Origin of the sequence: Amycolatopsis kentuckyensis (genome assembly GCF_002155975.1) — a bacterium.
GTDB lineage: Bacteria > Actinomycetota > Actinomycetes > Mycobacteriales > Pseudonocardiaceae > Amycolatopsis > Amycolatopsis kentuckyensis.
The window spans coordinates 1-23,694 of the sequence record NZ_MUMI01000359.1; the positions used below are offsets into that span (position 1 = coordinate 1).

Below are 23,694 nucleotides of genomic sequence, written 5' to 3' on the forward strand. Positions count from 1 at the left end.
GCGGCCCCGGCCAGCACCGAGGCAGAGCGGAGCACCGTCCGCCGGGACACTGCGTCCATGAAGCATCCTCCGAATTCATACTACGTTTCGGCGAGATCATGCGGCGGCGTCCGGCCATACTTGCAGAGGGGTGCCCAAAAGACCAGAGGAGTTCACCCGGAAAGCGGCAGAGACATCGGATGAATCAGGGAAGCGGGGGCAGCGCCGGCGTCTCCAGCCAGCGGGTGAAGAACCCGCGCAGCGACCGACCGGCGTGCACTTCGGCTGCCGCGACGAAGAGATCCGTCGTGACCAGCCCGTGCCGGTGCTCCTCGGCCCACGACTTCAGCAACGCGAAGAATGCCGGGTCCCCGATCTCCGCCCGCAGCGCGTGCAGCGTCAGCCCGCCGCGCTTGTAGACGCGCTCGTCGAATATCCGGGCCACGCCCGGGTCGGCGATCCGGACGTCCGCCGGCTTGGCCTTGATGCGCGCGTGCCAGCTCGCCGCCAGCGCCGCGGCGGACGGGCCGCCCGACTCCTCCGACCACAGCCACTCGGCGTACGTGGCGAAGCCTTCGTTCAGCCAGATGTGGCGCCAATCCGCCACCGTCAGGCTGTTGCCGAACCACTGGTGGGCCAGCTCGTGCAGCACCAGCCGCTCGTGGGTGCGGCGGCCGTCGACGTGGTTGGCGCCGAAGATCGCCATGCCCTGGGCCTCGATCGGGTCGTCGAGGTCGTCGTCGGTGATCACGATGACGTACTCGCCGAACGGGTACGGCCCGAACAGCCGCTGCAGGAACTCCATCATCCGGCTCTGCCGCCCGAAGTCGCGTTCGAACGCGCGCCGCAGCCGCGGGGGCACGGCCGCGCGCTGCGGCACGGTCGGCGCGACCGACTCGACGCCGCCGCGCCCGAAGCCCAGGGTCAGCAGGCGGGACCCGACGCCGGTGGGCGACCCCCAGCCGCGGCCGGTCAGCTCGACGTCGTCGTAGCGGCCGATCTGGACGCTCATCAGGTACGTCGCCGTCGGCTCGGGACGCTCGAAGACCCAGCGCGTCGTGCTCGCCGACGTCGAGCGCTCGACCAGGGTGCCGGTGACCGCGACCAGGTACGGCGACGCCGTCGTCACGCTCACCCGGTAGCCCGCCTTGTCCGACGGGTGGTCGTTGCACGGGAACCACGACGGCGCCCCGACCGGCTGGCTCGCCACCAGCGCGCCGTCGGTCAGCTCGTCCCAGCCGACGTCACCCCAGCGGCTCCCCACCGGGCGCGGGTTGCCGACGTAGTGGACCTCGACGACGAACGACCCGCCCGCCGGGATCGACTTCGCCGGCTTGACGTGCAGCTTGGCGCCCCGCTTGAGGTACTTCGCGGGCTTGCCGTCGACGAGCACGCGGTTGATCCGGAACTCGCCGAAGTCGAGGCTGACGCGGGAAAGCGCCTGGGTCGCCTCGGCGGTGATCACCGCCGAGGCCGAGAGCCGGTTCGGCGCGACCTTGTAGTCGAGGCTCAGGTCGTAGTGCCGCGTCCGGTACCCGCCGTTGCCGTGAGCGGGCAGGTAGGGGTCGCCGGAGGTGTCCGCGCCGGGAGCGGGAGCCTTCGAAATCACCCGTGGCGAACCTTTCGTCGTGCGTGCTGGAACCAGGCTCGCACGGACGGGTGAGTCCGGCGCGCCTGGTCCTGCTTTTGTTACTTACCGGGCCACGCGGAGATCGGGTTGCCCAGCCAGCGGGTGTCGGCGGGCACCTCGTCGCCGCGGGTCACCAGCGAGCCCGGGCCGACCGTGGTGCGCGCGCCGATGCCCGCGCCCGGCAGCACGATGCCGTGCGGACCGAGCGTCGCGCCCTCGCCGAGGGTCACCCGCGACATGCTCATGATCCGGTCGTGGAACAGGTGCGTCTGCACGACGCAGCCGCGGTTGATCGTCGCGCCGTCGCCCAGCTCGACGAGGTCCGCCTCGGGCAGCCAGTACGTCTCCAGCCAGACCCCGCGGCCGATCTTGACGCCCATCGTGCGCAGCCACGCGGTCAGCAGCGGGGTGCCGCCGACCGAGCCGATCAGCCACGGCACGGCGAGGGCCTCGACGAAGGTGTCGGCCAGCTCGTTGCGCCAGACGAAGGAGCTCCACAGCGGGTGGTCGATCTCGCGGAACTTGCCGACCAGCAGCCACTTCATCACCGTCGCGGTCAGCGCCGCGACGATCCCGGCGGCCAGCAGCGCGGGCCCGGCCAGCAGCGCGGCGACGCCGAAGCCGAACGCCGACGCCGTCCAGAGCAGGCCGAAGGCGACCACGACGGTCAGCGCGACCCCGCACATGACCGGGATGATCCGGCACAGCTCGACCAGCGCCCGCGCCGCCTTGAGGTGCAGCGCCGGGGTGTAGGTCCGGCTCGTGTCGGCGTCGCCGACCGCGCGGCGGACCGGCAGCGGCGGCATGCCCAGGTACGACGAGCCCTTCTTCGCCTTCAGCGGCGTCGAGGACAGGACGCCGACCAGGCCGCGCTTCGGCACCGAACGGCCGGGCGCGGTCATCCCCGAGTTGCCGAGGAAGGCCTGCTTGCCGATCCGCGCCGGGGCGACGTGCAGCCAGCCGTGGTTGAGCTCGTAGGTGGCGACCATGGTGTCGTCGGCGAGGAACGCGCCGCTGTCGACCTTGGTCATCTTCGGCAGGGCCAGGACGGTCGACGCCTCGACGTTGCGGCCGACCTTCGCGCCGAGCAGCCGCAGCCACACCGGCGTGAACAGGCTGGCGTAGAGCGGGAACAGGCCTTCGCGGGCCATGCTCATCAGGCGTTCGGTCGCCCAGACCTGCCACGCGACGCGGCCGTGCACCGGGTGGTAGCCCTCGACCATGCCGATGCTCAGCGACCGGACGCCGACGAGCACGAGCAGCATGTACGCGGCGAAGTACGCCACGGTCGCGACCGGCACGAAGGCCAGCGCGCGGGTGAACGCGTCGAGCAGCGTCGGGGCGCCGGCGATCCCGTAGCCGAGCACGGCTACCCCGGCCAGGGCGGCCGCGCCGGGCAAGAAGCCCAGCGCCAGGGAGGTCACGCCGTAGACGGCGGACCAGAAGTGCGACCGCGGCGGGCGGCTCGACGGCCACTTCAGCGTGTCGCGCTCGTCCTTGGCCACGCGGGCGGCGGGCGAACCGGCCCAGCGCTGCCCGGCCGGGACGGCACCGCGGACGGTCGAACCCGCCGCGATCTCCGCGCCCTTGCCGATCCGGACGCCCGGGAAGAGCGTGCTGCGCGCGCCGACGCGGGCTTCCGCGCCGACGCGGACCTTGCCGATGTGCACGACGTCGCCGTCGACCCAGTGCCCGGTCAGGTCGACCTCGGGCTCGATCGCGGCGCCGCGGCCCAGCTTGAGGAAGCCGGTGACCGGCGGCGGCGAGTGCAGGTCGACGTCCTTGCCGATCCGCGCGCCGAGCGCCTTCGCGTACGTCGTCATCCAGGACGCGCCGGCGACGCTGTCCGCACCGCTGAACTCGGCGAGCTTCTCGGCCGTCCACAGTCGCAAGTGGACACTCCCGCCGCGCGGGTAGGTGCCGGGGCGCACCCCGGACAGCAGCACCCGCGCGCCGCCCGCGGCGATGGCGATCCGGCCCGCGGGGCTGAACAGCACCACCCAGGCCAGGCCGATCCAGGCCCAGCTCAGCGTCGGCGCCCAAGCGAACCCGAGCAGGGACAGGACGTTCGACAGGGCCGCCGCGAGCGTCGCCCAGCGCAGGCCGACGAGGCCCATCAGCGGAACCATCAGCAGGGTCTGGATGACCCCGGCGCGGCGCTTCGTCGGCGCGATGTCGCGGCGCTGGGTGGCCTGGCCGCTCAGCGCGTCCAGCATCGCGGCCAGCGCGCCCAGCTTGGGGTGGGCGTAGATGTCGGCGACCGACACCTGCGGGTGCCGGGTGCGGATGCGGGCGACCACCTGCGCGGCGGTCAGGCTGCCGCCGCCGTGGGTGAAGAAGTCCGCCTTCGGGCTGTCGACCGACACGCCGAGGATCTCGGCCCAGCCTTCGGCGAGCCACGTCTCGGTCGGGGTCAGCCCGGAAGCCTCCACTGTGGACAGTGGCCACGGGAGGGCGGTGCGGTCGACCTTGCCGGAGGTGCGGGTCGGCAGGTCTTCGACGACGGCGAGCAGTGGGACCAGCGCGGCGGGCAGGTGCTCGCGCAGGCGCGTCGCGGCCGCGTCCTGATCGAAGTCTGCGGCCGTGGGGACGACGTACCCGACGAGGACCTGGTTGCCCGCCTTGGTGCGGCGGATCGCGGCGGCCGCGCCCTGCACGCCCGGCAGGGCCTGCAGCGCGGCGTCGACCTCGCCCAGCTCGATGCGGCGGCCGCCGAGCTTGACCTGCTCGTCGAGCCGGCCGAGGAACAGCAGGCCTTCTTCTTCCGCGCGGACCATGTCACCGGAGCGGTAGGCGCGCTGCCAGCCCAGCGACGGCAAGGGCGCGAACTTCTCGGCGTCCTTGGCCGCGTCGAGGTAGCGGGCGAGGCCGACGCCACCGATGACGAGCTCGCCGGTCTCGCCCATGGCGACCGGCTCACCCTCGTCGTTGACCACGGCGAGCTGCCAGCCGACGAGCGGCAGGCCGATCCGGACCGGGCCTTCGCCGGTCAGCTGCGCGGCGCAGGCCACGACGGTGGCCTCGGTCGGGCCGTAGGTGTTCCAGACTTCGCGACCCTCGACGGCGACGCGTTCGGCCAGCTCCGGCGGGCACGCTTCGCCGCCGAAGATGAGCAGGCGGACGTCCTCGAGGGCGTCGGCGGGCCACAGGGCGGCCAGCGTCGGCACGGTCGAGACGACGGTGATGCGCTGCGCGACCAGCCACGGGCCGAGGTCGACGCCGGTGCGGACCAGCGCGCGGGGCGCCGGGACCAGGCAGGCGCCGTGCCGCCAGGCCAGCCACATCTCTTCGCAGGAGGCGTCGAAGGCGACGCTCAGGCCGGCCAGGACGCGGTCGCCGGGGCCGATGGGCTCGTCGGTGAGGAAGAGCTCGGCTTCGGCGTCGACGAAGGCGGCGGCGCTCGCGTGGGTGACCGCGACGCCCTTGGGCTTGCCGGTGGAGCCGGAGGTGAAGATGATCCACGCGTCGTCGGCCGGGCCGGGCCGGCCTTCGCGGCCGCCGGGCGTGCTGTGGACGTTGATCTTGCCGTCGGTGGCGACCGCCGCGACCTGGGCTTCCTCGAAGACCAGCTCGGCGCGCTCGTCGGGGTCGTCGGCGTCGACCGGCACGTACGCGGCGCCGACGGAGAGGGTGGCGAGGATGGCGATGTACAGCTCGGCGGTGCCGGAGGAGATCCGGATGCCGACGCGGTCGCCGAGGCCGACGCCGTAGCTCTTGAGGCGGCGGCCGTAGCCGTCGATCTCGTCGAGCAGCCGCCGGTAGGTCAGGGTGGTGGTGCCGTCGTCGATCGCGGCGGCGTTGGGGTGCCGCTCGGCCGTCTCGGCCAGGACGTCGAGGAGGGTGCGCTCGGCGGCGCCGAGACCGGACCAGAACAGCGCCCGGTCGGCGACCGGGGCCAGGCTCACCCCAGCCGTCACCGCGGTGGACCCGGTGGATCCGGTGGGTTCGATGGTGACGGTCATCGGCCACTCACCCCGGGCAGGACAGAACCATGGGCGCGCAAGCCCACCACTCACCTTTCGGGAGCCTCAACCGGGCTCGCTCTCCGAATGAGGCGCCCGCAACGACCTTTCACCATACCCCCGGATCACCAAAAGATATCCCCAGGGTCACGCCAGCGTGTCAGACCTCACGATCATCGCCCTGACCAGCGTGATCCGGCTCGCATCTCGCGTGATTGAAGCCGGAACTCGCGTGATTGGGGCCGGAACTCGCGAGTTACGGCTTCAATCACGCGAGTTCCGGCCCGGATCACGTCAGTTCCGGCGAATCGCTCACCGGGTTCGGGCGGCTTTTCCGCCGACCTTGGGCTTCGCCTTCTTTTCCCGGACCCGGACATTCACCCGGACGGGGCTGCCGGTGAAGCCGAACTGCTCGCGGAACTTGCGCTCGATGAACCGGCGGTAGCCCGCCTCGAGGAAGCCCGTGGTGAACAGCACCAGCGTCGGCGGGCGGATGCCGGCCTGGGTCGCGAACAGGACCTTCGGCTGCTTGCCCGAGCGGACCGGCGGCGGGGTGGCCGCGATCAGGTCCGACAGCCACGCGTTGAGCTGGCCGGTCGGCACCCGCTGGTCCCACGACTTCAGCGCGGTCCGCAGCGCCGGCGCCAGCTTGCGCACCGAACGGCCGGTCAGCGCCGAGATGTTGACCTTCTCCGCCCACGGCACGCGGACCAGGCCGCGGTCGAGCTCGCGGACCATCGCGTGGCGGCGGTCCTCGTCGACCAGGTCCCACTTGTTGAACGCGAGCACGCAGGCGCGCCCGGCCTCGACGACCATGGTCAGCACCCGCAGGTCCTGCTCCGAGAGCGGCTCGGCCGCGTCCAGCAGCACGATCGCGACCTCGGCCGCGTCGATCGCGGTCTTGGTGCGCAGGGAGGCGTAGTACTCGGCGCCCGCGGCGAAGTTGACGCGCTTGCGCAGGCCCGCCGTGTCGACGAACCGCCAGGTCTCGCCGTCCAGCTCGACCAGCGAGTCGACCGGGTCGACGGTGGTGCCGGCCACCGAGTCGACGACCGAGCGCTCCTCGCCCGACAGCTTGTTGAGCAGGCTCGACTTGCCGACGTTCGGCTTGCCGACCAGCGCGACGCGCCGCGGCCCCGACGTCACGGCACCGCCCTCGCGCGGCGACTCGGGCAGGGCCTTGAGGATGGCGTCGAGCAGGTCGCCGGAGCTGCGGCCGTGCAGCGCGCTGACCGGGTGCGGCTCGCCGAGGCCGAGCGACCACAGCGACGCAGTGTCCGCGAGCAGCCGGTCGTCGTCGACCTTGTTGGCGGCCAGCAGCACCGGCTTCTTCGACCGGCGCAGCACCTTGGAGACGGCTTCGTCGGTGGCCGTGGCGCCGACCGAGGCGTCGATCACCAGCAGCACCGCGTCCGCGGTCTGCATGGCCAGCTCGGCCTGGGCGGCGACGGACGCCTGCAGCCCGGTCGCGTCCGGCTCCCAGCCGCCCGTGTCGACCAGGGTGAACTTGCGGCCGCCCCAGTAGGCGTCGTAGGCGACGCGGTCGCGGGTCACGCCCGGCACGTCCTGCACGACGGCTTCGCGCCGGCCGAGGATGCGGTTGACCAGCGTCGACTTGCCCACGTTGGGCCGGCCGACGACGGCGAGCACCGGCTGCGCGAGGGCAGCCTCCTCGGCCGCTTCCGCCGCCTCGATCTGCGCGTCGAGCGCGGCGAATTCGGTCTCGTCCGACCAGGTGCCGTCGATCTCGCCGACGCTGTCCAACTCTTCCATCACTGACCCAATTTCCCTTATACCGCACCGAATCCGTGTTCGGCACGCCAGTCGTCCAAAGTCTTCACGAGCGCCGCGAGCTCACCGCGCAGCTCTTCGGTGCCCTGGTCGAGCCCGGTCTTCCCGGGTCCGACCTTCGGCGTGAACGGCTCGCCCACGAGGATGTCCACCCGCGGCCGGAACCGTCGCTTGCCGTCGGCAGGCTTGAGCGTGCCCCGCGTCGCGACCGGGAGCACGGTCGCGCCGGAGGCCCGGACCAGCCAGGCCGCGCCGCGTTCGGCCGCGCCGACGTCCCCGGCACCGCGGGTGCCCTCGGGGAAGATCCCGACGACTCCGCCGTCTTTCAGGACGCCGACCGCGGTCATCAGCGGCTTGCGGTCGATCTCGCCGCGCTTGAGCGGGATCTGCCCGATCGCCAGCATGAACTTGCCGACGATCCCGCCGAACATCTCGGCCTTGACCAGGAACGCCGAACGCCGCGGAAGCATTCCGAAGATCAGCTGCGGCTCGATCATGGAGCTGTGGTTGGCGATCACGAGCAGCGGCCCGGCGGCGGGGACGCGCTCGCGGCCGTGCACCCGGATGCGGAACGCCGAGCGCAGATAGTACCGGGCGAAGACCCGCCCGGCGTCGTGGAGCCTGCCGACGGATCCCTCGGGGAGTCCGTCAGCGGTCATCGCGCTACCTCGGCGTTGCACCCCGCCAGCAGTCCGCGGTGGCTGGCGAGCTCGCTCAGGGCGACGATCACCTGGTCGATCGACAGCTCGGAGGTGTCGACGTGCACGGCGTCGTCGGCGGCCCGCAGCGGCGAGGCGGCCCGGGTCGAATCGAGGCGATCGCGGCGCTCGACCGAAGCCAGGGCGTCGGCGACCGACGACTGCCGCCCGGCCGCGGTGTCCTGGGTGCTGCGGCGCGACGCGCGGACGTCGGCCGACGCGGTCAGGAACACCTTGAGCGGCGAGTCCGGCGCGACGACGGTGCCGATGTCCCGGCCCTCGACGACGATCCCGCCACGGTGCTCGACCACGTCGTCGATGATCTGCCGCTGCCGGGCGACCAGCAGCTCGCGCACGTGCGGCACGGCGGACACCGGCGAGACGGCCTTGGTGACCTCGGGCCCGCGGATGTCGGCGGCCACGTCCTCGCCGACCAGGCGGATCTCGGGCCGGTCGGGGCTGGTGCCGATGGTGAACTCGGCCCGGTCGGCGACGGCGGCGACGGCGTTCGCGTCGGCCGGGTCGACGCCGGCGCGCAGCACGGCGAGGGTGACCATCCGGTACATGGCACCGGTGTCGAGGTAGCCGGCCCCGAGGCGCTGGGCGAGCTTGCGGGCGACGGTGGTCTTCCCGGTCCCCGACGGGCCGTCCAGCGCGACCACACCACGTAGGGCTCCCGTCACCGGCACTCTCCTCGCGTTCTCGTCCCGTTCGGCTTTGGTGCCCATTCTGCCGGTCGGGGTGCGGAGGAGATCAGTCGCCCCGCGTGCCGAAGCGCGCCACCACGAGCGAGAGGCGCTCGTCACGGTGGGCCGGCGACAGCCGACGGCCCCGGTCCAGCGTGACGAGGCCGTGCAGCGTGCTCCAGAACACCTCGGTCAATGCGCCCGCCTCCTGGTCGCCCGCCGTCGGTTCGACGACCGCGAGGAGCTCCGCGAAGCACGCCTTCATCACCTCCGGGGTGTCGTCCTCGGCGAACCGCAGTTCCGAGGCGTGCGTGAACATCGCGTCGTAGAGGCCCGGTTTCGCCTCGGCGAAAGCCACGTACGCCTCGGCCACCCCGCCGAGGCCGCCGGGGCGGGCCGCCACCAGCGTCGCCGCCAGCTCGGTGAAGCCCTCCAGCGCGGCCGCCGCCATGATCGCGTCCTTGCCGCCCGGGAAGTGGCTGTACAGCACCGGCTGGCTGTATTCGATCAGGCCGGCGAGCCGCCGGGTGGTGACCGCGTCCCAGCCCTCCGCCTCGGCCAGCTCCCTGGCCGCGGCGACGATCCGCCGGCCTCGCTCGGTCCGGTCCCGTACCCGGCGTTGTCGCTGCGTCATGGGTCACACGCTAGCACTGCTAGACAATCTAGCGCCGCTAGGTTAGCGTTGCTAGCAATCCTAGCGGTGCTAGAAAACTGGAGGGAACACCATGATCACCACCGGCTACGTCCTCGTCGCGATCGTCTCGCTCGGGATCATCTACGTCGGCCTCAACTACCTCTTCGCCCCGAAGAAGATCGCCGCGGGCTTCGGCTTCACCGAGGTCCCCGAAAACGCCGAGACGTTCTTGAACGTCAAGGGCGGCCGCGACATCGGAGCCGGCCTCGTCCCGCTGGCCCTGGTGCTCTACGGCGACCCGCACGCGCTGGGCTGGGTCTTCCTCGCCGCGGCCGCCTGGCCCCTCTTCGACATGCTGATCGTCCTGCGCCACAGGGGGAAGAAGGCCATCGCCTTCGGCGTGCACGGCCTGACCGCCGTCGTGATGGTCGTCGCCGCCCTGCTCCTGCTGCTCGGCTGAAATCCCGCGAATCGGACACCTGGGTTACGGTGGTTGGGTGAACGTCGAAGTAACTCCCCTGCCCGGCATCGGGGTCCGCAAGGACTTCGCCACCCGTACCGGTCGCCGCGTCGGCGTCGTCACCCAGCGGGACGGTCACATCGAGCTGATCGTGTCCAAACCGGACGATCCCGATGCCTGCGCCGCCTCGATCCCGCTCACCGCGGACGAGGCCGGCGCGCTGGCCAACCTGCTCGGCGCGCCGCAACTGGTCGCGCAGCTGACGGAGGAGCACCGGGACCTGCCCGGGATCAGCACGCGGCAGCTGCCGATCATGCCGTCCGGCCCGTTCGACGGCCGGACGCTCGGCGACACCGCGATGCGCACCCGCACCGGCGTCTCGGTGGTCGCGGTGGCGCGGGCCGGCCAGGTGCACCCGTCGCCGACGCCGGACTTCACGTTCACCGGGGGCGATCTGCTGGTCGCGGTCGGCACGAGCGAGGGTCTCGAAGCCGCCGCCAAGATCCTCAAGTACGGCTGAGCGGCCGATGGACCACACCGCGCTGTCCCTGATCGAACTGGGGGCGGTCTTCTTCGTGCTGGGCGTGCTCGGGCGCCTGGCCGGCAAGATCGGCCTCTCCCCCATCCCGCTCTACCTGCTCGGCGGCCTCTGCTTCGGCTCCGGCGGGCTGATCCCGCTGACCGACATCGGCGGCTTCACGCACCTGGCCGGCGAAATCGGCGTCGTGCTGCTGCTGTTGCTGCTCGGCCTCGAGTACTCCGCGGCCGAGCTGTTCACCGGCCTGCGCCGGTCCTGGACAGCGGGCCTGCTCGACATCGTGCTCAACGCCGCCCCCGGCGCGGCGGTCGCGCTGCTGCTGGGCTGGGGCCCGGTCGGCGCGATGGTGATGGCGGGCGTCACGTACATCTCGTCGTCCGGGATCGTCGCGAAGGTCCTCGGCGACCTCGGCCGGCTCGGCAACCGCGAGACGCCGGTGGTGCTGTCGATCCTCGTGTTCGAGGACCTCGCGATGGCGCTCTACCTGCCGATCCTCACCGCGGTCCTGGGCGGGGTGTCGCTGCTCGGCGGCCTGGAGGCCGTCGGGATCTCGCTGCTGGTGATCACCGTGGTGCTGGTGATCGCGCTGAAGTTCGGCCGGTACGTCTCGGCCGCGGTGGACAGCCCGGACCGCGAGGTGTTCCTGCTCAAGGTGCTCGGCGCGGCCCTGCTGGTGGCCGGGTTCGCCTCGGCGATGCAGGTGTCGGCCGCGGTCGGGGCGTTCCTGCTCGGCATCGCGATCTCGGGCTCGACGGCGGAGAACGCGACGCGCATCCTGGAGCCGCTGCGGGACCTGTTCGCCGCGGTGTTCTTCGTGGTCTTCGGCCTCAACACGAACCCGGCGTCGATCCCGCCGGTGCTCGGCTGGGCCGTGGTGCTGGCGGTGGTGACGACGCTGACGAAGGTCGCCACGGGCTGGTGGGCGGCCCGCCGCCAGGGCATCGGCCGCCTGGGCCGCGCCCGCGCCGGAGCGGCCCTGGTCGCGCGCGGCGAGTTCTCGATCGTCATCGCCGGCCTGGCGGTGACGGCGGGCGCGGTCACCGGCGAGCTGGCGGCCCTGGCGACGGCGTACGTCCTGCTGATGGCGATCCTCGGCCCGACGGCCGCCCGGGTCGTCGAGCCGATCGCCCGTGCCCTGCAACGGAAAACGGCCACCCGGACGTCGCCGGCCGAGGCGAACTAGCGCAGGTCCGCCCGCTCCGCCGACGGCACGTGCTCGCCGGCGGCCGGGGCCGGGTGGGTCGTCGCCGCGGGCGGGATGCCCAGCAGCGGGACCGAGGCCGACGTGCGGGCCAGGTCCAGCGTCACCCGGCCCGGCTGGGCGGGGCCGCGGATGAAGCTGCCGTCCGTGCCGCCGATGATCAGGGCCAGTGCGTGCCCGCGCGGCACGATGTGGTCGGTCGAGGCCAGCCGGAACGTCATCGTGTACGCCGTTCCCGGGGTCAGCGGCCGTTCCTGGGACAGGGATGCGTAGTTCGCCAGGTCCGCCCAGCCGCGGCTGAGGATCGTGTAGCTCACCTTCTTCACGTCCGCCGTGGCCACGCGGTAGCAAGCGTCGTCGCCGGACGTCGAGGAGCCCCAGCAGGTCTCCGACGTTCCCGTCTTGATCCCCTCGCCGCTCCCCGCGAAATTGCGGATCGTCGCCGCGCCGAGGTCCACCAGCAGCGCCGACACCCGCGCCGACGACGTGCCCGGCGTCGCCGTCACGGTCACCGAAGTCGTGCCGGAAACCTGCAGATCCGAGGCCAAGACCCCGGTCGAATACGTCAAAGCGGCGCTGCCCGGGTTGGTCACCCAGGTGTCCTCACCGACGCTCGGGTTGTCGGTGAAGGACGCGGTGCCGGAAGACGGCGAGGTGCCCAGCGTGCCGGACGCCCCCGGCCGCAGCGTCGTCGCCACCACCCCGGCCGCCGGGTACGCGCTCTGGTCGACCCACTGGTCCGGCTGCCGCTCGACACTCGCCTGCGGCCCGTTCTGGACGCCGTTGTCGATGCCCAGCAGGTAGTGGTCGAACCACCGGTGCAGCAGATCGACCCAGTCGGCCCGCCGGTAGTCGAACGGGTCGACGTGCCCGGTCTGGGCCAGCCAGATCTTCTTCTCGACGTTCAGCGCGGCCCACCACTGTCCGAAGTGGATGGTCTTGACGTTCAGGTCGTTGACGCCGTGGGAGAGCAGGACGCTGGCCCGCACGTTGCCCGCCCGCCGGACGTAGTCCCGGTCCGCCCACAGCGGCCCGTAGTCGCCGTTCGCGGTGGCGCCGGACGCCAGGACCTGGTTCTCCGCCGAGCAGTTCTGCCCGCTGTTGCGGGCTTCCACCGTGCGCGCGAGCCCGTCCGGGTTGAAGCCGAAGGTCGCGCCGTCGGAGCGGTAGTAGTCGTACCAGGAGCTGATCGCCGAGATCGGGACGATCGTCTTCAGGCCCGCGACACCGGTCGCCGCGACGCCGTTGGCGATCGTGCCGTCGTAGGACTTGCCGATCATCCCGACGTTCCCGGTGCTCCAGCCCGCCGTCACCGCACTGCCGCCGGTCTTCGCGCTGTAGCCGGTCGCGCGGCCGTTCAGCCAGTCGACGACCTTGCGGGCCGAGTCGACGTCCGAGGCGCCGCCGACGTCCGCGCAGCCGGCCGAGCGGTTCGTCCCGGCCAGGTCGACCAGCACCACGGCGTAGCCGCGCGGGACGAAGTAGTTGTCGTAGAACAGCGGGAACTTCACCGGCTTCCCGGCGCTGTCGTAGGACTTCAGCTCGCTCTCGTTGCCGCGTCCGCAGCACGAGTAGTACGGGCTGGCGTCCATGATCACCGGAACGCGTGCCGTCGCTTCACCCGGCCGGACGACGTCGGCGGCGACCCGGTCGGAGCGGCCGTCCCCGTCGCCGTCGCGGCCGATGTCGACCCAGACGGTTTCGCGGATCGCCTTCGCGTAGTCGTAGACCGGTTCACTCGCCGCGGGCGCCGCGGCCGCCGGGGCCACCGCACCGGACAGGAGCACCGCCAGGACCCCGCACACCACACCGAGTCGCATACCCGTCACGCTAGCGAGCCGGCGCAGTCGCCCACCACGGCGGAAAGTCGGGCGTACGGTGGCGGTCGTGACGGAGTCCCTGCCCGCCGTGAGCCGCACGGCCGTCGGCGTCGCCGCGTTGCGCGCCTACGAAAGCGGCCGCCCGGACCGCCTGTTCGACGACCCGTACGCGGCCGCGTTCTTCGAGGCGGGCCGCTCGGTCCTGCCCGACGCCTCGGCCGGGGGACCGCAGGCCGGCCTCGGCGCGATGTTCTACCCGCAGGTCGTGATCCGCACCCGGTTCTACGACGACCAGCTGCTCGGCAGCGGCTGCCCGCAGGTCGTGCTGCTCGCGGCCGGGCTGGACACGCGGGCGTTCCGGCTCGCCTGGCCGGACGGCACCCGGCTGTTCGAGCTGGACCTGCCCGAGGTGCTGGCCTTCAAGGACGAAGTGCTCGCCGGACAGGGCGCCGAACCGGCGTGCACCCGGGTCGTCGTGCCGGCCGACCTGCGCGAGGACTGGGCCACCGCGCTGCGCGGCGCCGGGTTCGACCCGGCCGTGCCGACCGCGTGGCTGGCCGAGGGCCTGCTGATGTACCTCACGCGCGAGGAGGCCGAGCGGCTGCTGACCACCGTCGGCGAGCTGGCGGCGCCGGGCAGCCGGATCGCGTTCGAGCACCGGCCGGGCACCCCGCCGGGGAGCCTGATCGCCCGCGCGAAGGCGGCCGCGGGCGGCGAGCACGTCACGTCCCTCTGGAGGGGCGGGCTCGGCGGCCAGGCGCCGGAGTGGCTGGCCGCCCACGGCTGGGAGCCGTCGACGGTGACGCGCGCCGAGCTCGCCGCCGCCTACGGCCGGCCGTCGGACGACGACGCGACCGCCGGCGGCTTCGTCACCGCCGTGCGGTGACGACCGGGCTTCGCCGCGTCAGAGCTCGACGTTGCGGTAGAGCGCGCCGACCTCGGTCTTCGTCAGCCGCCGGATCGAGCCGACGCGCTGGTTGCCGAGCTGGACGTCGCCGACCGCGGTGCGGACCAGCTTCAGCACCGGGTGCCCGGTGTCCTTGAGCAGGCGGCGCACGATGTGCTTCTTGCCCTCGTGGATGACCAGCTCCACCAGCGACTTGCCGGAGTGCATGTCCTTGACGCGGAACTGGTCGACCTTGACGATGCCGTCCGGCAGCTCCCAGCCCTTGCGCAGCTCCTTGCCGAGCCCGCGCGGCACGAGACCGTCGACCTCGGCGAGGTAGGTCTTGAGCACCCGGTAGGACGGGTGCATCAGCCGGTGCCCGAGGTCGCCGTCGTTGGTGAGCAGCAGCAGGCCCTCGGTGTTCTCGTCGAGCCGTCCGACGTGCACGACGCCGGGCGTCTCCTCGTAGCGGCCGCGCAGGTAGTCGCCGACGCAGGGGCGGCCCCGGTCGTCCGACATCGTCGAGTGCACGCCCTTGGGCTTGTTCAGGGCGAGGTAGATCAGGTCGTCGCGCAGGTTCACCCGGGTGCCGTCGACGTGGATGATCGCGGCGTCCGGGTCGACGCGGCGGCCCAGCTCGGTGACGACCTCGCCGTCCACCGCGACCCGGCCGGCGACGATCAGGTCTTCCGCCGCGCGCCGGGAGGCGACCCCGGCCTGCGACAGCACCTTCTGCAGCCGGACGCCGTCGGGGTGTTCACTGGATGTCATCGATGGTGTCCACTTCGGGTAGCAACGGAGCGATGGCGGGCAGGTCGTTCAGCGACGACAGCCCCAGTCGCTCCAGGAACAGTTCGGTCGTCACGTACAGCGTGCCGGTCGTCTCGGGGTCGGTCCCCATCTCTTCGATGAGGCCGCGCGCGAGCAGCGTCCGGATCACGCCGTCCACGTTCACGCCGCGCACCGCGGCAACCCGTGCACGGGTCACCGGCTGCCGGTACGCGATCACGGCGAGGCTCTCCAGCGCGGCCCGGGTCAGCTTCGACCGCTGGCCGTCCAGCAGGAGCTTCTCCACGAACGGGGCGTAGACGTCCCTAGTGTAGAACCGCCACCCTTCGCCGACGCGCCGCAGGTCGATCCCGGAGTTCCGGTCGGTGAACTTCTGCGCCATGGTCCGCAGGGCGACGACGATCCGCGACTTGGGCTGGCCGAGGGTGTCGGCGAGGAGTTCTTCACCGGCGGGCGAGTCGACGATGAGGAGCAGCGCTTCGAGGGCGGCCTCGAGGTCCTCGTCGGAGGTGACGTCGGGCATGGAGTCGGCATCACCGGCGGCGACCAGGTCGGACTCGGGGTCGGCGGGGCCGGGCTCGGGCTCGGCGGGTGTTTCGGGCGCGGCCGGCTCGACGGGCGCGGCCTGGTCCGGCTCGGCAGCGGCTTCCACCGGCGCAGGCGCTTCCGGCTCGGCGGGCGCAGCCTCAGCCGACACCTCCGGCTCGGCGGCAGCGCCCTCCTCGACCAGCGGCTCGACCGGTTCCCCCTCCTCGGTCACCGGCTCACCCGACAGGGCCTCGTCCAGCGCCAGCTCCGCCGCGGCCGCCACCGGCTCGCCCGGCGGCGGCTCGGGCGGGGAAACCTGCTCGTTGCTCACCCGTACTCCTCTTCGTCTCCGAACGCGCGGTCCAGCTCGGCCGCCGCGGAGGCTTCTTCCTTCGAGCCGCCCGTCCAGCGGACGTGCAGCTCGGCCAGTGCCTCGCTCTGCTCGAACTGGACCGTCGCCTCCCGGTAGAGCTCCAGCAGCGCCAGAAAGCGCGCCACGATCTCCACCGTGTGCTCGCAGTCGTCGACCAGCTCGCTGAACGTCGCCTGTCCTCGCTCGGCCAGCAGCACCCGCAGGATCGCCGCGTGCTCGCGGACCGAAATGCGGCCCATGTGGATGTGGGCGATCGACACCGTCGGCGGCGGCTTCGGGCGGAACACCGCCACCGCGATGTCGGCGAACTTCTGGGGCGTCACGCCCAGCATCACCTCGGGCAGCAGCCCGACGAACCGCTCCTCCAGCGCCACCGACCGCGGGTAGCGCCGCAGCGCGTTCTGCTCCAGCTCGCCGAACAGCGCCGCCACCTGCTTGTACGCGCGGTACTGCAGGATCCGCGCGAACAGCAGGTCGCGGGCTTCGAGCAGGGCGAGGTCGTCTTCGCTCTCCACCTCGGCCGACGGCAGCAGCCGGGCCGCCTTCAAATCCAGCAGGGTGGCCGCGATGACCAGGAACTCCGTCGTCTCGTCGAGGTTCCACTCGGTGCCCAGCGCGCGCGTGTAGGCGATGAAGTCGTCGGTGACCCGGTGCAACGCCACTTCGGTGACGTCGAGCTGGTGCTGCGAGATCAGCTGCAGCAGCAGGTCGAACGGGCCCTCGAAGTTGGCCAGCCGCACCTTGAACTTCGACGTGCTCAGCTCTTCGGTGTTGACGCCTTCGGGGATCATCCCGCCGTGCACGGTCTGGTGCTCTTCGGGGACCTCCGGAGCCGGTTCCGGCTCGTCCATCAGCCCTCGGTTTCGCCGCCGTCTGAGCCGACCACCCGCAGCCGCTGGACCAGCACCGATTCGTCGCCGTTCTGGTCGAAGTCGGCCAGCAGCACCGCCACGGCCTCACGGACCAGCCGACCGCGGTCGACGACCAGGTCGTGCTTCGCGCGCAGCGTCAGCCGGGCCTGCTCCATGGCCACCAGCTCGTCCCCGGAGACGTACACGGTGATCTTCGCGTCGTGCTTGGTCCGGCCGGACCCGTGCGGAGCCGCGCTGCGGGCGAGCTGTTCCGCTCGGCCGTCACCCGAAGGCTTGGGCTTCTCGACGGGCTCGGGCGGGGCCTGGGGAGGGAGGTCGAGAGCGGGGCTGGAGGTGATGCGGAAGAGTTCCGACGCTCCGGGCAGGGAGGCGCGCCTGCTCACCGAGCGATCACCTCGCGGGCCAGCTGGCGGTACGCCGCCGCGCCGGCCGACTTGGGCGCCCAGGTCGTGATCGGCTCACCCGCGACCGTCGTCTCGGGGAACCGCACGGTGCGGTTGATGACCGTGTCGAACACGGTCTCGCCGAATGCCTCCACCACGCGAGCCATGACCTCCTTCGAATGCAGGGTTCTCGGGTCGTACATGGTGGCGAGAATCCCGACTATGTCCAGTTTGGGGTTGAGGCGTTCCTGGACCTTCTCGATGGTGTCGATCAGGAGGGCGACGCCTCGCAGACTGAAGAACTCGCACTCCAGTGGGATGATCACGCCGTCCGCGGCGGTCAGCGCGTTCACCGTGAGCAGGCCGAGCGAGGGCTGGCAGTCGACAAGAACATAGTCGTAGTCGTTCATGACCGGACGCAGGACCCGTAACAACGTGTGCTCGCGCCCTACCTCGGCGACGAGCTGGACCTCGGCGGCGGACAGGTCGATGTTGCTCGGCAGCAGGTCAACGCCGTCGACGCGGGTTTTCATCAGCACGTCGGTGGCGCTGACCGAGCGCTCCATGATGGCGTTGTAGACCGTCTGGTCGAGTTCGTGCGGCTGGATGCCGAGACCGACGGCGAGCGCGCCCTGCGGGTCGAAGTCGACCAGCAGGACCTTGCGGCCGTACTCGGCGAGGGCGGCACCCAGGTTGATGGTCGACGTCGTCTTGCCGACCCCGCCCTTCTGGTTGCACATCGCCATGATCTTGGCCGGGCCGTGCTTGTCGAGCGGCGCCGGATCGGGGTGCTCGCGGATCGGGCGGCCGGTCGGCCCGATGCCCTCGAGTTTCACCTTCTTGCCGTTGCGCTCCTGCTGATCGTCGCCGTCGTGGTCGGTGGGTGTCGCGATGGTGACCTGGCTGAGGTTCGCCGCCGCCGACCCGGCGGACTCGGCCGGTACGGCCGGCTGGTTCGGTGTCGACATGGCGCGAAAGCTCCTTGTTCGTCAGCGTCCGCCGCAGCCTATGTCCGGAGTCGGAGCCCCGGCAAAGCAACGCGCCGGACTCGACGGGGCAATGTCACTCGACCGTCGGTGCAGGCTACGAAGGCCCTTCCCCGTTTATAGGGCCGTCTAGCCCAGCGCTCGCGGGTGCGCTGTCGCGTACACCTCGCGAAGCGTGTTGACCGTGACCAGCGTGTACACCTGGGTCGTCGTGACCGACGCGTGGCCGAGCAGTTCCTGGACGACCCGGACATCCGCGCCGCCTTCGAGCAGGTGCGTGGCGAAGGAGTGGCGGAGCGTGTGCGGCGAGACGACGGCGGTGATGCCCGCCCGTTCGGCGGTGTCCTTGAGGACCTGCCACGCGCTCTGCCGCGACAGCCGGCTGCCGCGGGCGTTGAGGAACAGCGCCGCCGTGCCGCGGCCGTGTGCGGCGAGAGCCGGGCGGGCGCGGACGGTGTAGGCGTGCAGCGCGGCGAGCGCGGGACGGCCGATCGGCACCAGCCGCTGCTTGCCGCCCTTGCCGTCGAGCAGCACGGTGCGCTCGACGGTGTCGACGTCGTCGATGTCCAGGCCGACCGCCTCGGAGATCCGGGCCCCGGTGGAGTAGAGCACCTCCAGCAGCGCCCGGTCGCGCAGCGGGCGCTCGCCGTCCGGCGGCGGGGTCTCCAGCAGCCGCAGGACGTCGTCGACCGGCAGGGCCTTCGGCAGCCGCTTCGCCGGTGTCGGCGGCCGGACTTCGCGGGCCGGGTTGTGCTCGGTGAGGCCTTCGGCGTGGGCGAACTTGTGCAGGCCCCGCACGGCGACCAGGGCCCGGGCGGCCGACGACGCGGCCAGGGGCTGGTGCTCGTCGTCGCCCTCGCGCAGGGCGGCGCCGAAGGCCGTGACGTGCGCGGACGTGACGTCGGCGATCTTCGCGACGCCCAGGCCGTCCAGGTGCGCGGCGTACCGGCGCAGGTCGCGGGCGTAGCTGTCCAGGGTGTTGCGTGCCGTCCCGCGTTCGACGACCAGGTGGTCGAGGTACGCGGCGATCACGCCGTCGGTGCTGCCCGCGGCTACCACGCCGCCACCTTAGGCCGCGCGGCGGTCGTGACCCGGCAGAAACCCCGTTCCCGGCGGCACGCGGTTACCGTGGTGCCATGGGGTCCGATGAACTCCGCATCGGCACGGCCGAGCGCGAGGAAACGGCGAGGCTGCTCGCCGATCACTTCGGCATGGGCCGCATCACGCCGGACGAGTACGAGACGAGGGTGACCGGCGCGTACGCGGCGACGACGCTGGGCGACCTGCGGCCGCTGTTCCGCGACCTGCCTCAGCCGCACCCGGGGTTCTTCGCGCCGCCGCCGCAGTACTCGCAGACCACCACGCAGCTGCCGGTGTACGGGCCGGACCCGTACGCGCCACCGGCCCCGGTGCCGTACGCGCCGTCGATGCCCATGCCGTACTCGCACCGGTCGAAGACGGTGGCCGGGGTGCTGCAGATCCTGCTGCCCTTCGGCGTCGGCCGGTTCTACACCGGCCAGACCGGGCTGGGGGTGGCCCAGCTCTTCGCCACCTTCTGCACCGGAGTCGGCGTGCTGTGGCCGATCATCGACGGCATCGTGCTGCTGGTCAACGGCGGTTCGGACGCCGAAGGCCGCCCGCTGCGCCCCTGAGCCGGGACGCAGCGGAGCGGCTCAGGCCTGCTTGCGCTTGGCGAACGCCGTCGGGCGGTCCTCCCACGGGGCGTCCGCCGGACGTGCCGGCGCCGCGCCGGAGACCACCGCGTGCGCGGCCAGCACCCCGGACACCGTGGCGCCGTTGACGAGCTCGCCGGCCAGGGCCATCCGCACGGCCTCGGCGAGCGGGAACTTGCGGATGACCAGGTCCGCCTCCTCCTCGCCGAGCACCTCGCGGTCCACATCGGACAGCCCACGGGCCAGGAAGACCCGCACGATCTCGTCGGTGAAGCCGGGCGATGCCGCGACGTCGACCAGGGTCACCCAGTCCGACGCGGCCAGGCCGACCTCTTCGACCAGCTCGCGCTTGGCCGTGCCCACCGGGTCCTCGCCGAGGTGGTCGATCAGGCCCGCCGGCAGTTCCCACAGCCGGTGCCCGATCGGGTGCCGGTACTGGTGGATGAGCGTGACCTGCTGGTCTTCGTCCAGCGCGACGATCGCCACCGCGCCGAGGTGCTCGATCACCTCGCGGACCGCGGTGTCGCCGCCCGGCATCACGACGTCGTCGATGCGCAGGCCGACGACACGTCCGATGTGGACGTCCCGGCTGGACGCCACGCTGAACTCGTGCTCGCCCGGCGCGGTCACCGGGCCGCCACGGAGGCTTCGGGCAGCTCGACCGGCAGCCGCTCGGCGACCTTGCGGTCCACCACGGCCTTGACGAACGCGCTGAACAGCGGGTGCGGCCGGGTCGGGCGGCTCTTGAGCTCGGGGTGCGCCTGCGTGCCGACGAAGAACGGGTGCACCTCGGCCGGCAGCTCGACGAACTCGACCAGGTGGTCGTCCGGCGAGGTGCCGGAGAAGACCAGGCCCGCGTCCGAGAGCTGCTTGCGGTAGGCGTTGTTGACCTCGTAGCGGTGCCGGTGCCGCTCGGAGACCTCGGTGGTGCCGTAGGCCTTCGCGACCTGCGAACCCGCCTTGAGCTTCGCCGGGTAGGCGCCGAGCCGCATGGTGCCGCCCATGTCCCGCTCCCCCGCGACGACGTCGCGCTGGTCGGCCATGGTCGAGATCACCGCGTGCTTGGTGTTCTCGTCGAACTCCGACGACCCGGCGTCGGTGATGCCGGCCAGGTGCCGGGCGGCCTCGATGACCATGCACTGCAGGCCGAGGCACAGGCCGAGCAGCGGGACACCGCGGGTGCGCGCGTACTCGATCGCGCCCACCTTGCCCTCGATGCCGCGGATGCCGAACCCGCCCGGGATCAGCACACCGTCCACACCGGACAGCACGGACGCCGCGCCGGACGCGGTCTGCGCGTCGTCCGAGGCGACCCAGACGATCTCGACCTTGGCGCGGTGGGCGAACCCGCCCGCACGCAGGGCCTCGGTGACCGACAGGTAGGCGTCCGGCAGGTCGATGTACTTGCCGACGACGGCGATCCGCACGACCTCGCTCGGGTTGTGCACCCGGTCGAGCAGGTCGCCCCACACCGTCCAGTCGACGTCGCGGAACGGCAGGCCGAGGCGGCGGACGACGTAGGCGTCGAGCGCCTCGCCGTGCAGCACCTTCGGGATGTCGTAGATGGACCGCGCGTCCGGGCAGGCGATGACGGCCTCGGTGTCGACGTCGCACATCAGGCCGATCTTGCGCTTGAGGTCCTCCGGGATCTCCCGGTCGGCCCGGCAGACCAGCGCGTCGGGCTGGATACCGATGTTGCGCAGCGCGGCGACCGAGTGCTGGGTCGGCTTCGTCTTCAGCTCGCCCGACGGCGCCAGGTACGGCACCAGCGAGACGTGCAGGAAGAAGCAGTGGTCGCGGCCGACGTCGTGGCGGACCTGGCGGCAGGCCTCCAGGAACGGCAGGGACTCGATGTCGCCGACCGTGCCGCCGACCTCGGTGATGACGACGTCCGGCGACTGGCCGGTCTCGTCCGGCCCGGCGGCCGCGGTGATCCGGGCCTTGATCTCGTCGGTGATGTGCGGGATGACCTGCACGGTGTCGCCGAGGTACTCGCCGCGGCGCTCCTTGGCGATCACCTCGGAGTAGACCTGGCCGGTGGTGACGTTGGCCTTGCCGTCGAGATCGCGGTCGAGGAACCGCTCGTAGTGCCCGATGTCGAGGTCGGTCTCGGCGCCGTCGTCGGTGACGAACACCTCACCGTGCTGGAACGGGTTCATCGTCCCGGGGTCGACGTTGAGATAGGGGTCGAGCTTCTGCATCGTGACGCGAAGCCCGCGTGCGGTAAGGAGCTGACCCAGGCTGGAAGCCGTGAGTCCCTTACCCAGAGAGGAGGCGACGCCTCCGGTGACAAAGACGTACTTGGTTGCCCGTGACTGAAGTCCCACGGGCCGCCAGCATATCCCACTGCGGCGGATCCGCGCGCTGTGACTCGCCCGAACCTTCCGTTATGACCGAGGCCACCCGCACGGGTGACTCAAACCGCAACCTTCGCCGGACGCAGCCGGGGACGGCCGGTGAGCGCCCGGCTACCGGGCAGCCGCCGCAGGACCTCGACGATCGCGATCGTCAGGACGATCGTCCCCACGTAGATGATCACGCTGAGCCACGGCGCGCCGAAGCGTTCCGCGACGTGCGGGATCGCCGGGCCGAGCAGCGCCAGCGCGAGCGGGTGCACCAGGAAGATGCTGAACGACCGGTTCGCCGCCCACGACACCACCCGGGCGCCACGGCTGCCTTCCCGCCGGCGCGCCGCCCACCTCGTCGCGAAGGCGTAGATCGCCGCGATCACGGTGAGGAACCACGGGATCAGGTACGGCTGGAACGGGTCGCTGGCCACCTGCGGGAACGTTCCATTGTGGACAGTGTGGAAGTAGAACCACTCGGTGCCCGCCAGCACCGCCACGAACGCGCCGCCGAGCAGCAGCCGGTGCCGCCCCGCCCAGGCGTGCACGGTCTCGAAGTGCAGGGCCACCACGGCGCCGAACAGCGTGTAGAACTGGTACGGCAGGATCGTGCCGTACAGGTGGGTGATCGTCTCGTAGCTCACGCCGAGCGGCTGGTAGGTCATGAACAGCGTGACGCCGACCTGCACCAGGCCGCTGCCGAGCAGCAGCCACTTGTGCTTGCCCTCGGTCGCCCGCAGCAGCTTCATCAGCAGCGGGAACAGCAGGTAGACCTGCATCGTCACCAGCAGGAAGTACAGGTGGTACCAGGCGCCGCCGGTGACGAGGTCCTTGAGCAGCAGGCGCATCGACGCCTCGAGCGAGCCCGGTTGCTGCGCCCCGGTCACCAGGCCGTACGCCCAGAAGAACATCGACCACGCGAGGTAGGGCGTCGCGACCAGCGGGAGCCGCCGTCGCCAGAAGTCGCCCGCGGTGAACTCGCGGCGGCGGTTCTGGAACACGAGCACGAACCCGGTGAGCGCGAAGAAGGCCTCGCGGGTGAAGTGCAGCGGCGTCTCGACGGCGTTGGCACCGACGTCCTGCGCGAAGTTCGTCGCGCCCACCACGTGGATGAGGATGACGCAGGCGAACGTGATCAACCGGAACAGGTCGATCTGGTGGAGGTAGGGCGCTTTGCCGCCCGGTCTCGTAGCGCGGGCGGGGGCCTCGAGCGTGGCCTGGGCAGTCGTCATCGTGCCGCCGATCCGGCACCGTCGTCGGCGTGGTTCACGTTGTCAGACTTGCCACCCATTCTGTGAATTTCCCATGAAGCCGCTGGGAAGCGCCTGTTGGCGGGGCTCCTGGGGCGTGTCGGATATGCCACTTCCGCTCGGGATGCGCGGGTACGGTGATCATGTTAGTGCTCAGCGTGAAGGGCCACCACGTGGGCGGGACGCCGCGCACGTGGTGGCCCTTCACGC

General features: G+C 71.7%; 21 protein-coding genes. 5 read left to right on the forward strand and 16 right to left on the reverse strand.

Going from position 1 to position 23,694, the window contains the following annotated elements:
* Positions 1 to 184: 184 nt before the first annotated feature.
* From CCN39_RS31085 to CCN39_RS31110, 6 genes are all read right to left on the reverse strand, one after another.
* Positions 185 to 1,588, reverse strand: a complete 1,404-nt coding sequence (locus CCN39_RS31085; RefSeq protein ID WP_086847991.1) for a M1 family metallopeptidase — start codon at positions 1,586 to 1,588, stop codon at positions 185 to 187.
* Between the two features lie 80 nt (positions 1,589 to 1,668).
* Entirely contained in the window at positions 1,669 to 5,571 is a 3,903-nt protein-coding gene (locus CCN39_RS31090; RefSeq protein ID WP_086847993.1) for a Pls/PosA family non-ribosomal peptide synthetase, read from the reverse strand.
* A gap of 312 nt (positions 5,572 to 5,883) precedes the next feature.
* On the reverse strand, positions 5,884 to 7,344 hold the full coding sequence (der, locus tag CCN39_RS31095; RefSeq protein ID WP_167455232.1) for a ribosome biogenesis GTPase Der: 1,461 nt from the start codon (positions 7,342 to 7,344) through the stop codon (positions 5,884 to 5,886).
* Between the two features lie 17 nt (positions 7,345 to 7,361).
* Positions 7,362 to 8,021 (reverse strand): lysophospholipid acyltransferase family protein, encoded by a 660-nt coding sequence (locus tag CCN39_RS31100; protein WP_208630460.1) that lies wholly within the window; start codon positions 8,019 to 8,021, stop codon positions 7,362 to 7,364.
* Entirely contained in the window at positions 8,018 to 8,722 is a 705-nt protein-coding gene (gene cmk / locus CCN39_RS31105; RefSeq protein WP_086847996.1) for a (d)CMP kinase, read from the reverse strand. Before cmk ends, CCN39_RS31100 begins: the two co-directional genes overlap by 4 nt.
* A gap of 91 nt (positions 8,723 to 8,813) precedes the next feature.
* Entirely contained in the window at positions 8,814 to 9,380 is a 567-nt protein-coding gene (locus tag CCN39_RS31110; protein WP_086847998.1) for a TetR/AcrR family transcriptional regulator, read from the reverse strand.
* Positions 9,381 to 9,471: 91 nt separating this feature from the next.
* On the opposite strand from CCN39_RS31110, the gene CCN39_RS31115 reads away from it, so the two are divergent.
* The 3 genes from CCN39_RS31115 to CCN39_RS31125 are packed head-to-tail and all read left to right on the forward strand — an operon-like array spanning position 9,472 to position 11,561.
* Entirely contained in the window at positions 9,472 to 9,840 is a 369-nt protein-coding gene (locus CCN39_RS31115) for a DUF4267 domain-containing protein (protein WP_086848001.1), read from the forward strand.
* Between the two features lie 37 nt (positions 9,841 to 9,877).
* A complete protein-coding gene (locus CCN39_RS31120) occupies positions 9,878 to 10,360 on the forward strand; it encodes a cation:proton antiporter regulatory subunit (protein ID WP_167455231.1) in 483 nt (160 codons plus the stop codon).
* A 7-nt stretch (positions 10,361 to 10,367) separates the two neighbouring features.
* On the forward strand, positions 10,368 to 11,561 hold the full coding sequence (locus tag CCN39_RS31125) for a cation:proton antiporter (RefSeq protein WP_086848005.1): 1,194 nt from the start codon (positions 10,368 to 10,370) through the stop codon (positions 11,559 to 11,561).
* Here the strand turns inward: CCN39_RS31125 and CCN39_RS31130 are convergent.
* Positions 11,558 to 13,399, reverse strand: coding sequence for a Xaa-Pro dipeptidyl-peptidase (locus CCN39_RS31130; RefSeq protein WP_244211076.1), 1,842 nt, complete (start codon positions 13,397 to 13,399; stop codon positions 11,558 to 11,560). The two genes, CCN39_RS31125 and CCN39_RS31130, sit on opposite strands and share 4 nt — an antisense overlap.
* A 67-nt stretch (positions 13,400 to 13,466) precedes the next feature.
* On the opposite strand from CCN39_RS31130, the gene CCN39_RS31135 reads away from it, so the two are divergent.
* Positions 13,467 to 14,285, forward strand: coding sequence for an SAM-dependent methyltransferase (locus CCN39_RS31135; protein ID WP_244211077.1), 819 nt, complete (start codon positions 13,467 to 13,469; stop codon positions 14,283 to 14,285).
* A gap of 18 nt (positions 14,286 to 14,303) precedes the next feature.
* Here CCN39_RS31135 and CCN39_RS31140 read toward each other — a convergent pair whose 3' ends face one another.
* The 6 genes from CCN39_RS31140 to xerD all read right to left on the reverse strand — a co-directional run bounded on the left by CCN39_RS31140 (position 14,304) and on the right by xerD (position 19,248).
* Positions 14,304 to 15,056: a pseudouridine synthase gene (locus tag CCN39_RS31140; protein WP_086848010.1), complete on the reverse strand. Its 753-nt coding sequence runs from the start codon at positions 15,054 to 15,056 to the stop codon at positions 14,304 to 14,306.
* Positions 15,043 to 15,933 carry an SMC-Scp complex subunit ScpB gene (scpB, locus tag CCN39_RS31145; RefSeq protein ID WP_086848012.1) on the reverse strand — a complete coding sequence of 297 codons (891 nt, stop codon included), beginning with the start codon at positions 15,931 to 15,933 and terminating at the stop codon, positions 15,043 to 15,045. Before scpB ends, CCN39_RS31140 begins: the two co-directional genes overlap by 14 nt.
* Positions 15,930 to 16,826: a segregation and condensation protein A gene (locus CCN39_RS31150; protein ID WP_086848014.1), complete on the reverse strand. Its 897-nt coding sequence runs from the start codon at positions 16,824 to 16,826 to the stop codon at positions 15,930 to 15,932. The genes scpB and CCN39_RS31150 overlap by 4 nt, the downstream gene beginning before the upstream one ends.
* On the reverse strand, positions 16,826 to 17,230 hold the full coding sequence (locus tag CCN39_RS31155) for a cobyrinic acid a,c-diamide synthase (RefSeq protein WP_086848016.1): 405 nt from the start codon (positions 17,228 to 17,230) through the stop codon (positions 16,826 to 16,828). Before CCN39_RS31155 ends, CCN39_RS31150 begins: the two co-directional genes overlap by 1 nt.
* Entirely contained in the window at positions 17,227 to 18,198 is a 972-nt protein-coding gene (locus CCN39_RS31160) for a ParA family protein (protein WP_086848018.1), read from the reverse strand. Before CCN39_RS31160 ends, CCN39_RS31155 begins: the two co-directional genes overlap by 4 nt.
* Before the next feature lie 147 nt (positions 18,199 to 18,345).
* Complete coding sequence (gene xerD / locus CCN39_RS31165; protein ID WP_086848029.1) at positions 18,346 to 19,248, reverse strand: site-specific tyrosine recombinase XerD; 903 nt, start codon at positions 19,246 to 19,248, stop codon at positions 18,346 to 18,348.
* A gap of 104 nt (positions 19,249 to 19,352) precedes the next feature.
* Here xerD and CCN39_RS31170 point away from each other — a divergent pair, with 104 nt between their 5' ends.
* Positions 19,353 to 19,868 (forward strand): DUF1707 domain-containing protein, encoded by a 516-nt coding sequence (locus CCN39_RS31170; protein WP_086848020.1) that lies wholly within the window; start codon positions 19,353 to 19,355, stop codon positions 19,866 to 19,868.
* Positions 19,869 to 19,889: 21 nt separating this feature from the next.
* Here the strand turns inward: CCN39_RS31170 and CCN39_RS31175 are convergent, their stop codons facing one another.
* From CCN39_RS31175 to CCN39_RS31185, 3 genes are all read right to left on the reverse strand, one after another.
* Positions 19,890 to 20,519, reverse strand: coding sequence for an NUDIX domain-containing protein (locus CCN39_RS31175; RefSeq protein WP_086848022.1), 630 nt, complete (start codon positions 20,517 to 20,519; stop codon positions 19,890 to 19,892).
* Positions 20,516 to 22,216, reverse strand: coding sequence for a CTP synthase (gene pyrG / locus CCN39_RS31180; protein WP_086848023.1), 1,701 nt, complete (start codon positions 22,214 to 22,216; stop codon positions 20,516 to 20,518). The genes CCN39_RS31175 and pyrG overlap by 4 nt, the downstream gene beginning before the upstream one ends.
* A gap of 89 nt (positions 22,217 to 22,305) precedes the next feature.
* On the reverse strand, positions 22,306 to 23,466 hold the full coding sequence (locus CCN39_RS31185; RefSeq protein ID WP_086848025.1) for an acyltransferase: 1,161 nt from the start codon (positions 23,464 to 23,466) through the stop codon (positions 22,306 to 22,308).
* Positions 23,467 to 23,694: the final 228 nt, after the last annotated feature.

Bases quoted from the DNA above. Each gene is read 5' to 3' on its own strand.
- CCN39_RS31130 (WP_244211076.1), bottom strand. From the start codon at position 13,399: ATGCGACTCGGTGTGGTGTGCGGGGTCCTGGCGGTGCTCCTGTCCGGT.
- CCN39_RS31115 (WP_086848001.1), top strand. From the start codon at position 9,472: ATGATCACCACCGGCTACGTCCTCGTCGCGATCGTCTCGCTCGGGATC.
- CCN39_RS31090 (WP_086847993.1), bottom strand. From the start codon at position 5,571: ATGACCGTCACCATCGAACCCACCGGATCCACCGGGTCCACCGCGGTG.
- CCN39_RS31185 (WP_086848025.1), bottom strand. From the start codon at position 23,466: ATGACGACTGCCCAGGCCACGCTCGAGGCCCCCGCCCGCGCTACGAGA.
- der (WP_167455232.1), bottom strand. From the start codon at position 7,344: ATGGAAGAGTTGGACAGCGTCGGCGAGATCGACGGCACCTGGTCGGAC.
- CCN39_RS31100 (WP_208630460.1), bottom strand. From the start codon at position 8,021: ATGACCGCTGACGGACTCCCCGAGGGATCCGTCGGCAGGCTCCACGAC.
- CCN39_RS31150 (WP_086848014.1), bottom strand. From the start codon at position 16,826: ATGGACGAGCCGGAACCGGCTCCGGAGGTCCCCGAAGAGCACCAGACC.
- CCN39_RS31170 (WP_086848020.1), top strand. From the start codon at position 19,353: ATGGGGTCCGATGAACTCCGCATCGGCACGGCCGAGCGCGAGGAAACG.
- CCN39_RS31160 (WP_086848018.1), bottom strand. From the start codon at position 18,198: ATGTCGACACCGAACCAGCCGGCCGTACCGGCCGAGTCCGCCGGGTCG.
- CCN39_RS31125 (WP_086848005.1), top strand. From the start codon at position 10,368: ATGGACCACACCGCGCTGTCCCTGATCGAACTGGGGGCGGTCTTCTTC.
- CCN39_RS31110 (WP_086847998.1), bottom strand. From the start codon at position 9,380: ATGACGCAGCGACAACGCCGGGTACGGGACCGGACCGAGCGAGGCCGG.
- CCN39_RS31140 (WP_086848010.1), bottom strand. From the start codon at position 15,056: ATGACATCCAGTGAACACCCCGACGGCGTCCGGCTGCAGAAGGTGCTG.